A 10135-nucleotide genomic window follows, 5' to 3' on the forward strand; every position below is an offset into this window, starting at 1 on the left:
CCTGTGACCCGAGTCCCTGTGAGGTTGGTGTCTGAAAACTGTAACCGGAAACCTTCACTCCGCGTACACATACCGGACGGTATTGGTTCACCTGTTACCTGTTCGTAACGCGGAAAACTGAACGCGCCAGTAAGTAAGGTGTCCCTTACCTAGGCGGCGAGACCCGTCATTCGGCGAAGTCGGTCCGCCAAAGTCTTACGGGGGATGCTGAGTTCACGGGCCATGGCCGAGATGGAGATACCTTCGGCGTGCATCCGTCGGATGCGAGCGTTGTTCAGCTCTTCGACCATAATGACCAAAAAGCGCTGAGCAGTGCGCCTCTCCTCGGGGGTCATGCCACCCCAAACGCCGAACTCCTCATTCTTGCCCAACTCGGCGCACTCGGTGCGAACCGGGCAGAAGCCGCACGCTTCTTTCGCCTGGGCTATATCCTCGGCCCTTTCCGAAAACCAAAGGTCCGGATCGGCCTCGCAGGAATTCGACAAGACGCCTCACTTATGCCGGGGTTTCGTTTGCTCGGTTTCGCTCACGTCCCCGGCTTTCTCGCCGGTTCCTCCGTGGCCTTCCCTCGCTGACATGTATATCTTCGCTCGATGCCCCTGGCGGAGTCAAATGATAGTTTCAGAACACAGCAAGGCCGCCCCCATACAGGGGCGGCCCATCGGTGCACGCGCGGGTTTGGTTTAAACGGGCTAAGCGGTGCCCGAGGGGTCGGCGACCTTCGGCTTTTCCTCCTCGGAGTTCGCGCCCTTGATCTTCAAGTGAGGGTCCTCAACTCGAATGATGCTGTCGCCATCCTCGGGGCGACGCTTCGAGTAGTACCAACCGCCCACGGGGCTTGCCGGATTGGGAACCATGTCGCGGTGGTAGCAGACCACCACATCGGCTTCCTTCAGTTCGTTCAGCCACTTGTCGAGCATGCGCGCCTTGACCGCCGGAATCGGGTCCTTCTGCTCTCGGCGCGAGTAGAGCCGAAGCATGCTGTTAGGTCGAGCCTGGGCGTGCTCGGTCTTCACCGTCCAAGGGATGTACTTGCTGTGATCCGGGCGAGCCTTCGAGATCTTGGCATCACGCAACTGAAGGTAGACGGCACCCTTGGTAACGCCGTACATCTCGCCGATCTGCTCGTAGGTCAAGCCCGCGTCTCGGTGCTTCCGTAGCACGTCACTGGATGGGAGCTGTCTCGGAGCCGGCATAAGGGGGAACCCTTCGGGTCTGTCTGATGGAACAGTTGATCAAGGTAGGGAGGTGCCTGACAAGCTGTCAACTGGAAGCCGGTCTAGCGTCCCGTTTAGCTTCGAGTCGAGTATAGGACGCGTAGAGCATGAAGGGTTGTACGTATAGGAAAGAAAACTGAGTTTGGCGTGCGTCTCAATTCGCTATTTTGTTCGAATGGCACGTTCGAACGGGCCTTGACGCCCCTTCGGGCGGTCCCTATCTTTGGGGTTTAAGCCGTACGTTTCCGCAGGTCAGAGCGCAAATCCTAGTTGTCCTGGACGTTGCTGCTCGCCCCGACGGAGATCGCCTCGACGTCGCCGCGCACCACGGCTCCGTACCAGACGCTCGCGCCCGCCCCGAGTGTGACGCTCCCGATCACCGACGCCGTCGGCGCGACGAACGCGGTCGCGTCGATCTCCGGCTCCCTGCCGCCGATGCCCATGATCATCGCCCGCTCACCCATGTCCGCCTCCCGAACGTCCTAGACAACGCGCACACCGTACGCCACCCGATGGGGCGAAGATCACAGGCATGGGACGCCGCGGGGTGAGCGGCCGCTGAGTACGGTGAGCGGGTGCCGAAGCGCAAGAACACGTTCTCATCCTGGCGGCGCGGCCTCACGCAGCGCGCCGTCCACGCGGGCTGGGCCTGGCTGCAACGGACGGCCTCCGTGACCGCCGAGCACCCCGGCCGGTACCGGTTCGGTGCGATGGGAACAGGTACCAGGCTCGCCTTCCCGCTCGGCACGGTCTTCGGTGAAGCGTGGATCCACCTGGGCTCCCACTGCATCATCGGCGAGCAGGTCACCCTGACCGCGGGCCTCATGCCCGACCTCGACCTCGGCCCGGACCCGATCCTGCGCCTCGGCGACGGCGTCGTCCTGGGCCGCGGCAGCCACGTCATCGCCGACACCACGGTCACGATCGGCAGCGACTGCTACTTCGGCCCGTACGTCTACGTCACCTCCACGAACCACTCCTACGACGATCCGCACGAGCCGATCGGCAAGCAGTGGCCGCGGATGGAGCCGGTGGAGATCGGGCCCGGGTGCTGGATCGGCACGGGAGCGGTGATCCTGCCGGGCGCCCGGATCGGGCGGAACGTGGTGGTGGCCGCGGGCGCCGTCGTCCGGGGCGCCGTGCCCGATCACGCCGTGGTGGCGGGCGCACCGGCCCGCGTCGTACGGCGCTGGACCCCGGCCGACGGCTGGCAGCCCCCGCTGCGCACCCCGGCGCCCGTCCCGATACCGGAGGGCGTCACCCCCGAGCAGTTGTGTGCGCTGTCGGACCTGGACGAGGAGACGGCGGCCCGGCTGGCCGAACTGGACGAGGATGCGGCGGCGGGTCTCGCGGAGCTGGAGCCGGGGTCGTCCTGACCTCCGGGAGGGAACCCTCGGGTGCTCGGACACAGGGGCGCGCCGCCCTGGGACCTGAGCCCGGATCAGCCCGAGGCCAGCAGTACCGTGCCCACCAGGGCCAGTCCCGCCCCCGCGGCCTGAATCGCCCGCAGCCGTTCGCGGAGGACGCCCCGTGCCGCCACGGCCGTCACCACCGGGTACAGGGAGGCCAGCACGGCGGCGACCGTCACCGGGCCGTGCTGCGCGGCGATCGAGTACGTGCCGTTCGCGGCGACGTCGGCGAGGCCGACGAAGGCGAGGGCGGGCAGGGAGTGCCAGGGGAAGCCGTCCGCCGGGAGTGCGGGCGACCCGCGCCGCACCGAGAGCCACAGCGCCAGGCCGCCGGCGGCGACATTGGTCACCCGCTGCACGAACAGGGCGAGGAACAGGCCCGAGAGGGTCGACGACGCCTCGGCGATCAGAGCCATGACCGCACCGAAGCCGAACGCCGCGAGCAGGGTCAGGGCGATGGCCTGGCGCTGGACGGGAGCACCGCGGAACTGGGGGCCGCCGGCCAGGCACACGCCGGCGACGGCGACCAGGATGCCGACGAACTGCAGCAGGCCGGGGCGTTCGCCCAGCACCAGGCCCACCCCCACCGGCACGGTCACACCGATCGACCCCAGCGGCGAGACCACGCCCATCGGGCCCAACGCGAGCGCCTTGTAGAAGGCGAGCATCGCCACCGGGCCGACCAGCCCGGCCGCCACGGCGAACCACAGCTGCGGCCCCGCCTCGCTCCAGCCGCCGGTCGCCACCACCACCGCGCCCAGCACGGCCACCGCGATCGACTGCGAGACGACGACCACCGTCAGCGCGGGCGTGCGCCGGGTCAGCAGGCCGCCGCCGAAGTCGGCCAGCCCCCACAGCAGGCTGGTGGCCAGGGCGAAGAGCGCTGTCATGGGGCGGATACCTCGCAGTACAGTTCAGTGAACGATCAGGTGGAACCACACCATAGTGCAGCCCGTTGTACTGTGTCATACAGAATATTGGACGGAACGTGTCGGACCTCGACCTGCTGACCCAGTCCCTGGCGCGGAGCGTCAAGCACTGGCGCGCGGTACGCGGCTTCACCCTGGACGTGCTCGCTGCCCGGGCGGGGGTCAGCCGCGGCATGCTCATCCAGATCGAGCAGGCCCGCACCAACCCCAGCCTCGGCACCGTCGTCAAGATCGGTGACGCGCTCGGGGTCAGCATCACCACGCTGCTCGACCACGAACAAGGCCCGAACGTCCGCGTCATCCCGGCCGAGCAGGCCGTACGGCTGTGGCACACCGACGCCGGCAGCTACAACCGGCTCCTCGCGGGCACCGAGGCGCCCGGCCCGCTGGAGATGTGGGACTGGCGGCTCATGCCCGGCGAGAGCAGCCCCTCGGACCCGCACCCCGCCGGCACGACCGAACTGCTCCATGTCACGGCGGGCGAGCTGACCCTCACCGTCGACGGCGTCGAACACCGCGTGCCCGCAGGTGCCAGCGTCCACTTCGAGGCCAACGTCCCGCACATCTACGGCAACACCGGCGACGCGCCCATGGAGATGGTCATGGCCGTCTCGGTGCCGCCCGTGACGTAAGACGCCCGGCCCGCCGCCGGTCCGCTGTTGTTAGCGTGCGCCCATGCGCGCACCCATCGGACACTTCGACAACGCCCGCCCGGCCCCCGCCTGCCTCGACGAACTCACCGCCCCGGTCGCCGACGCCGTACGCCACTGGCGCGGCGGCGTCCCCGCCGAGCACATCGTCTACGTCGACACCGACCCGGAGTGGGCCGACACCGCCACCTTCGTGGAGCACTACGGGCAGGACCTGCTGGAGAGGTCGGCGAACTGCGTGGTCGTCGCGGGCAAGCGGGGTGGCGAGTCCACGCTCGCCGCATGTGTCGTGCTGTCCACCACCCGGGTCGACGTCAACGGCGTGGTGCGCCGGCAGCTCGGCGCCCGCAAGGCGTCCTTCGCCTCCATGGACACGGCCACCGGCGAGACCGGCATGGAGTACGGCGGCATCACCCCGCTCGGACTGCCGCAGGGCTGGCCCGTCCTGGTGGACACCGCCGTCGTCGACCTGCCCTACGTGCTGGTCGGCAGCGGCCGGCGGCGCGGCAAGCTCCTCGTCCCGGGCAAGGCGTTCGCGGAACTGCCGGGCGCCGTCGTGCTGGAAGGCCTCGGGGTCCGCTGACCTACGCCGCGCTGTGGTGGGCCAGCGCAAGGTGGGGGTCACTCTCACCCGGGGCCGGCTCCGGGTCCGCGTGCACCAGGGCCGCGGTCAGTCGCGGTACCGCGTGCAGCAGCGCGTGCTCGGCCTCCACGGCGACGCGGTGGGCCTCGCGCACCGTCACGTCGCCGTCCACCACGACCGCCACCTCGGCGCGCAGCCGGTGGCCGATCCAGCGCAGCCGGAGCTCCCCCACCCCGCGCACCCCGGGCACCTCGGCCAGGGCCCGCTCGGCCCGGTCGACCAGAGCCGGGTCGACGGCGTCCATCACCCGGCGGAACACCTCCCGGGCCGCGTCCCGCAGCACCAGCGCGATCGCCGCCGTGATCGCCAGCCCGACGATCGGATCGGCCAGGTGCCAGCCCAGGGCCGAGCCCCCGGCGCCCAGCAGCACGGCCAGTGAGGTGAAGCCGTCGGTACGGGCGTGCAGTCCGTCGGCGACCAGTGCCGCCGAGCCGATCGAGCGGCCGACGCGGATACGGTAGCGGGCCACCCACTCGTTGCCGGCGAAGCCGACGACAGCGGCCACGGCGACCGCCGGGACATGCTGGACCGGGCGCGGATCCAGCAGCCGGTCCACGGCCGTCCAGCCCGCGAAGGCCGCGGACGCGGCGATCGTCAGCACGATCACGAGCCCGGCCAGGTCCTCGGCCCGCCCGTAGCCGTAGGTGAAGCGGCGGGTGGCCGCGCGCCGGCCCAGCACGAAGGCGATCCCGAGAGGCACGGCGGTCAGTGCGTCCGCGGCGTTGTGGACCGTGTCCCCGAGCAGTGCCACCGATCCGGACAGGGCCACCACGACCGCCTGGGCCAGCGCGCTCACGCCGAGGACGGCGAGCGAGACCCACAGTGCGCGCATCCCGCGCGCCGAGGACTCCAGTGCGGAGTCGACCTTGTCGGCCGTCTCGTGGGAGTGCGGGGTGAGGAGGTGGCTCATCCGGCGGCGCAGGCCGTGGCTGTGACTGTGACCGTTGTCGTGGCGGTGCGGGTGGGAGTGTTCGTGCCGGTCGCTCACGTGGTTCCCCTTTCGGTGCGCGCGAGAGTGGACGTACCCGTCCTGTGGCGCCATTATGTGCGTATGAGCGCACGCATGCACCTGTCATCTGCGCATGATGCGCATCCGCGCAGCCCCGGCGAGGAGCAGTTCGCACTCGCGGCCGAACTCCTCGCCCTGCTGGGGGACCGGACCCGGCTCGCGCTGCTGCACGCGCTGACCGGGGGAGAGGCCGACGTCACGACCCTCACGGAAGCGTGCGGAGCGGCCAGGCCGGCCGTCAGCCAGCACCTGGCGCGACTGCGCCTCGCGGGCCTGGTGAACACGCGCAAGGAAGGTCGTCGGGTGGTCTACTCACTTAGCGACGGCCATCTGCGCCGGCTCGTCGACGAGGCGCTGAGCGTGGCCGACCACCGCCTCAGCGACCGGCCCCCGCACGACTGAGTCAGTACCGCGCCGTCCCGAGGTACTGCTCGGCGAAGGCGGCGGCCGCCACGGGCGAGGTGAACAGGCGGCGCAGCCGGGCGAGCGCGGTGCCCGCGCGAAACGGGTCGCACGCTGCCGTGCCGTGGTACACCTCGGACAGTCACTGCGAGAACTCCTGGTACTCCCACACGCGCCGCAGGCATGCCTCCGCGTAGCCGCCGAGGCCGCTGCCGTCGCCGGTGGTCAGCCGGGCGGCCAAGGCGTCGCCGAGCGGGAAGGCGTCGTGCAGGGCGAGGTTCATGCCCTTGGCGGCGATGGGGGTGACCGGATGGGCCGCGTCGCCGGCCAGGAACAGCCGGCCGCGCACCATCGGCTCGACCACGTAGTCGTGCATGTCCAGCACGCGCCTCTCGATCAGCCGTCCCTCGGCCGGCGCAGGCCGCCTCTTTCCATTTCCATATATGCGGGGCCTCTCAGAGATGAACTCGGGGAGTTCGGCGAGCACGAGCCTCAGGCCAGGAATCGGTCAGGCGACCGCAGAAGACGAGTTGTGCACCCTGGACCGGGTGCGGGCATTTCGTGGGAAACGCTTCAGGATTCGTGTACGCGGTGAGGAGACAGCCGTGGGATCTCGATCGCCGGGCAGCGGTCCATCACCATTTCCAGGCCCGCCGCCCGGGTCCGCTCGTACGCCGCTTCGTCGATGACGCCGAGCTGGAACCAGACGCCCTTCGCGTCCTTGGCGACCGCCTCGTCGGCGACGGCTCCGGCGAGGTCGCTGTTCACGAAGACGTCCACCACGTCCACGTCGAAGGGGACGTCCGCCAGGCTCGCGTACCCCTTCTCCCCGTGCACGGTCTCCGCCTTCCGGTGCACCGGCACGACGCGCTTGCCGAAGCGCTGGAGCACGGCGGCGACGCCGTACGCCGCGCGCTGCCGGTTCGACGACAGGCCCACCACGGCCCAGGTGTCGCCGAGCCCGGTGAGAATCCTGCGGACCGTTGCCTCGTCGCCGTACACCGGCGGCCTCCTCGAAAGTCGTGGACGAACTGCTCCCGGGTCAACGGCGCAGGGTGCGCGGTGATTCCCCGGACGGCCTCCGTGATGGCTTGCCGAGGCCAGTCGAACCCATGTACGTGGGTCAGGGAATCCGGTGCGAATCCGGAACTGACGCGCAGCGGTGAGGGGGACGGGCGGGGCCTCGGCCACTGGACTCCCTCGTGGACGTCCGGGAAGGTGCTCCGATCCGGGTGAACCCGAGTCCGAAGACCTGCCGGCGGCCCCCGCGGCCGCATGCGGCCAGGGAGCACCGTACGACCGGGCTCCGCGCATGGGCCCTCGACGCCTGAGGACTGGTTTTCGGGCCGGTCCAGGTCGCGGTGCCCGCGAGGAGGCCTGGACGCCCGCCTCCGTGGACGACGAGCGGACCGTGCGCGCCGCCCTGGAGCGCACGGGCCTCACCGGCCGTTCCGGCCCGCCCTGGCACACGCTCCCGGGCGGCGAACACCAGCGGGTGCAGATCGCCCGCGCGCTCGCCCAGGAACCCCGTGAACTCCTCCTCGACGAGCCCACCAACCACCTCGACATCCACCACCAGCTCGACCTGCTCACTCTCGTCACGGGTCTTCCGGTCACCACCGTCGTCGCCCTGCACGACCTCAACCTCGCGGCGATGTACTGCGATCAGGCCGTCGTGCTGTGCGCGGGGCGGGTCGTGGCCGGGGGCACTCCGGGGGACGTCGTCACGGAGGAGGTCATCGCCGAGGTGTACGGGGTGCGGGCCAATGTCAGCCGTGAAGGGCGCGAGGGGCGGCCGCATGCGCGGTTCCTGGGGACGCTGGCCTGACAGGAGCGCCGGATAGGCCACCGGCGGGGACGATTGCGCCACGGTGACCCTAAAACGGCGAACCTGCCCGCGTGTGCGTGTCCGCCCGCCTACGCTCACCCCGTGCTGCGCATCATCGACGCCCGAAGCCATGAGCCGGTCGACGCCGCCCCGGCCCGCCGGGGCCTGACCCGTGTCGTGGTGCACGCGCCCGGCTCCGACACGACGAGCCTGCGGGTGCTGCTCGTCGGGGATCTCCTCGTCCGGGCCCTGGAACTCGGCGGCACACCGGTGTGGGCGCTGCTGAGCGGCGGCCACAGGCAGGCGGAACTGCGTGCGGACGCCGCGACCCTCGGCATGCACCCCTTCGAGGACAGTCCCGACGTCGGCGCGGGACTGGGTGAGGCCCAGGCCGTCCACGTCGTCGCCGCCGAGGACGGGCCGCTGCCCGACGGGGTGCGGATCGCCGTCGCGCCGGTGGAGGTGGACACGCCGGACCACTCCGACCCCGCCGCCCTGCGCCTGGCCCTGCTCACCCGGCACCACAGCGTGCCCGTCCGGCTGGAAAGGTCCTCCCTCGACGACGCCCGTGCCACCCTCGCCCGCTGGCGCGCCGCGGTCGCCCGCTGGGCGCGGCAGCCCTCGCGGCCGATCCCCGACGACGTGCGGGGGCGGTTGCGTGACGCCTGGGAGGACGACCTGGACGTGCCCGGGGTGCTGGACGTCCTGCGCCACGTCGAGACCGAGCCCGACCACGCGGACGGCGCACGCTTCGAGACGTACGCCTACGCCGACCGGCTCCTCGGCCTCGAACTCACCCGCGATCTGGGGTCACCGTCATGATCGAACGCGCCGGAGCGGGACCGCTGCGCCGCCTGATCGTGCTGCGGCACGCCAAGTCGTCCTGGCCCCTGGACGTCGCCGACCACGAACGCCCCCTCGCCCCGCGGGGCCGCCGGGACGCCCCCGCGGCCGGGCGGGTCCTGGCCGACGCCGACCTCCTGCCCGACCTCGCGCTGTGCTCCACCGCCGTCCGTGCCCGCCGGACCTGGGACCTGGTCGCGGCCGAGTGGGGCACGCCCCCGCCGGTCCGGCACGACCGCCGCATCTACGCCGCCGGCCCGTCCGGTCTGCTGGCCGTCGTGCACGAGGTGCCCGCCGAGGTGGAGACCCTGCTGCTGATCGGGCACAACCCCGGTCTGGAGGAACTGGTCCTGGCCCTCGCCGGTGACGGCCTCGACGACACCCTGGAGCAGGTCCGCACGAAGTTCCCCACCTCGGCGATCGCCGTGCTGTCCTGGCGCGGCACGGCCTGGCGGGCCCTCGCCCCCGGCGCCGCGCTGCTCACGTCCGTGATCGTGCCCCGGGGCGCGAAGGAGCAGCCCGGGGGCCGCGCATAGGCTGGCCGGATGCAGGACGAATACCGCACGGTCACCGTCGCCGGCGTGCACGAGACCGAGGTCAACCGCTCCCGCTTCCTGTGCGCCCTCGCCCCGGCGGCCACCGAGCGGGAGGCCCAGGACTTCATCGCCGCGGTCCGCAAGGAGCACGCCGACGCCAGCCACAACTGCTGGGCCTATGTGATCGGCGCCGACGCCTGCGTCCAGAAGGCGAGCGACGACGGCGAACCGGGCGGTACGGCCGGTGTCCCCATGCTCCAGATGCTGCTGCGCCGGGACATGCGGTACGTCGTCGCCGTCGTCACCCGCTACTACGGCGGGGTCAAGCTCGGTGCCGGCGGGCTCATCCGGGCGTACGGCGGAGCGGTCGGCGAGGCGCTGGACAGCCTCGGCACCCGTACCCGCCGCAGGTTCCGGCTGGCCACGGTCACCGTCGACCACCAGCGCGCCGGCAAACTCGAGAACGACCTGCGCACCTCCGGACGCGAGGTCCGCGACGTGCGCTACGCGGAGGCCGTCACGATCGAGATCGCGCTTCCGGACGCCGACGTGGAGGCCTTCAAGTCCTGGCTCGCCGACGCCACCGCCGGGACGGCCGGCTTCGAACCGGGCGGGGAGGCGTACGGCGACGCGTGACGCGCGGCTCCGTCCCGTCGACGTTTTCTCGGT

The 10135-nt window shown here is 71.0% G+C and carries 12 protein-coding genes, 3 pseudogenes and 1 riboswitch; of the genes and pseudogenes, 8 read left to right on the forward strand and 7 right to left on the reverse strand.

Going from position 1 to position 10135, the window contains the following annotated elements; translation table 11 throughout:
- Positions 1-149 precede the first annotated feature (149 nt).
- From ACIQHQ_RS21690 to ACIQHQ_RS21700, 3 genes and pseudogenes are all read right to left on the reverse strand, one after another.
- A complete protein-coding gene (locus ACIQHQ_RS21690; RefSeq protein WP_402613647.1) occupies positions 150-485 on the reverse strand; it encodes a WhiB family transcriptional regulator in 336 nt (111 codons plus the stop codon).
- Between the two features lie 207 nt (positions 486-692).
- A complete protein-coding gene (locus ACIQHQ_RS21695) occupies positions 693-1136 on the reverse strand; it encodes a hypothetical protein (RefSeq protein WP_402613649.1) in 444 nt (147 codons plus the stop codon).
- A gap of 350 nt (positions 1137-1486) precedes the next feature.
- Positions 1487-1681, reverse strand: a pseudogene (locus ACIQHQ_RS21700) (gamma carbonic anhydrase family protein); the annotation flags it as partial.
- Between the two features lie 111 nt (positions 1682-1792).
- Between ACIQHQ_RS21700 and ACIQHQ_RS21705 the strand changes: the two are divergent.
- Positions 1793-2593, forward strand: coding sequence for an acyltransferase (locus ACIQHQ_RS21705; RefSeq protein WP_402613651.1), 801 nt, complete (start codon positions 1793-1795; stop codon positions 2591-2593).
- A 65-nt stretch (positions 2594-2658) separates the two neighbouring features.
- Here ACIQHQ_RS21705 and ACIQHQ_RS21710 read toward each other — a convergent pair whose 3' ends face one another.
- The gene (locus tag ACIQHQ_RS21710) at positions 2659-3516 is read right to left on the reverse strand and encodes an EamA family transporter (protein WP_402613655.1); all 858 of its coding nucleotides are present in this window, start codon (positions 3514-3516) and stop codon (positions 2659-2661) included.
- A gap of 98 nt (positions 3517-3614) precedes the next feature.
- On the opposite strand from ACIQHQ_RS21710, the gene ACIQHQ_RS21715 reads away from it, so the two are divergent.
- Both ACIQHQ_RS21715 and ACIQHQ_RS21720 read left to right on the forward strand, forming a co-directional pair.
- Positions 3615-4187, forward strand: coding sequence for a helix-turn-helix domain-containing protein (locus ACIQHQ_RS21715; RefSeq protein ID WP_402613658.1), 573 nt, complete (start codon positions 3615-3617; stop codon positions 4185-4187).
- Positions 4188-4230: 43 nt separating this feature from the next.
- Positions 4231-4788 carry a YbaK/EbsC family protein gene (locus tag ACIQHQ_RS21720; protein ID WP_402613661.1) on the forward strand — a complete coding sequence of 186 codons (558 nt, stop codon included), beginning with the start codon at positions 4231-4233 and terminating at the stop codon, positions 4786-4788.
- 1 nt (position 4789) lies between these two features.
- Here the strand turns inward: ACIQHQ_RS21720 and ACIQHQ_RS21725 are convergent, their stop codons facing one another.
- Positions 4790-5836, reverse strand: coding sequence for a cation diffusion facilitator family transporter (locus ACIQHQ_RS21725; protein ID WP_402613664.1), 1047 nt, complete (start codon positions 5834-5836; stop codon positions 4790-4792).
- Positions 5837-5899: 63 nt separating this feature from the next.
- Between ACIQHQ_RS21725 and ACIQHQ_RS21730 the strand changes: the two genes are divergently transcribed.
- Positions 5900-6259: an ArsR/SmtB family transcription factor gene (locus tag ACIQHQ_RS21730; protein WP_402613667.1), complete on the forward strand. Its 360-nt coding sequence runs from the start codon at positions 5900-5902 to the stop codon at positions 6257-6259.
- Position 6260: 1 nt separating this feature from the next.
- Here ACIQHQ_RS21730 and ACIQHQ_RS21735 read toward each other — a convergent pair.
- A pseudogene (locus ACIQHQ_RS21735) lies at positions 6261-6680 on the reverse strand (FAD-dependent monooxygenase); the annotation flags it as partial.
- A 152-nt stretch (positions 6681-6832) separates the two neighbouring features.
- Positions 6833-7261 (reverse strand): CoA-binding protein, encoded by a 429-nt coding sequence (locus tag ACIQHQ_RS21740; RefSeq protein ID WP_402613669.1) that lies wholly within the window; start codon positions 7259-7261, stop codon positions 6833-6835.
- A gap of 123 nt (positions 7262-7384) precedes the next feature.
- Positions 7385-7513, forward strand: a riboswitch (cobalamin riboswitch).
- 121 nt (positions 7514-7634) lie between these two features.
- On the opposite strand from ACIQHQ_RS21740, the pseudogene ACIQHQ_RS21745 reads away from it, so the two are divergent.
- The 4 genes and pseudogenes from ACIQHQ_RS21745 to ACIQHQ_RS21760 form a co-directional block, all read left to right on the forward strand.
- Positions 7635-8087: pseudogene (locus ACIQHQ_RS21745) on the forward strand (ABC transporter ATP-binding protein); the annotation flags it as partial.
- A gap of 102 nt (positions 8088-8189) precedes the next feature.
- A complete protein-coding gene (locus ACIQHQ_RS21750; RefSeq protein ID WP_402613672.1) occupies positions 8190-8909 on the forward strand; it encodes a hypothetical protein in 720 nt (239 codons plus the stop codon).
- Positions 8906-9466, forward strand: a complete 561-nt coding sequence (locus ACIQHQ_RS21755; protein ID WP_402613674.1) for a SixA phosphatase family protein — start codon at positions 8906-8908, stop codon at positions 9464-9466. The genes ACIQHQ_RS21750 and ACIQHQ_RS21755 overlap by 4 nt, the downstream gene beginning before the upstream one ends.
- A gap of 9 nt (positions 9467-9475) precedes the next feature.
- The gene (locus ACIQHQ_RS21760; RefSeq protein WP_402613677.1) at positions 9476-10102 is read left to right on the forward strand and encodes a YigZ family protein; all 627 of its coding nucleotides are present in this window, start codon (positions 9476-9478) and stop codon (positions 10100-10102) included.
- Positions 10103-10135: the final 33 nt, after the last annotated feature.

The organism is Streptomyces sp. NPDC092370 (assembly GCF_044755265.1).
In the GTDB taxonomy this organism is placed as follows: domain Bacteria; phylum Actinomycetota; class Actinomycetes; order Streptomycetales; family Streptomycetaceae; genus Streptomyces.

What these genes read in the sequence shown, in the direction of transcription:
- ACIQHQ_RS21710 (WP_402613655.1), bottom strand. Translation starts at nt 3,516, where the DNA reads ATGACAGCGCTCTTCGCCCTGGCCACCAGCCTGCTGTGGGGGCTGGCC.
- ACIQHQ_RS21720 (WP_402613661.1), top strand. Translation starts at nt 4,231, where the DNA reads ATGCGCGCACCCATCGGACACTTCGACAACGCCCGCCCGGCCCCCGCC.
- ACIQHQ_RS21730 (WP_402613667.1), top strand. Translation starts at nt 5,900, where the DNA reads ATGAGCGCACGCATGCACCTGTCATCTGCGCATGATGCGCATCCGCGC.
- ACIQHQ_RS21755 (WP_402613674.1), top strand. Translation starts at nt 8,906, where the DNA reads ATGATCGAACGCGCCGGAGCGGGACCGCTGCGCCGCCTGATCGTGCTG.
- ACIQHQ_RS21760 (WP_402613677.1), top strand. Translation starts at nt 9,476, where the DNA reads ATGCAGGACGAATACCGCACGGTCACCGTCGCCGGCGTGCACGAGACC.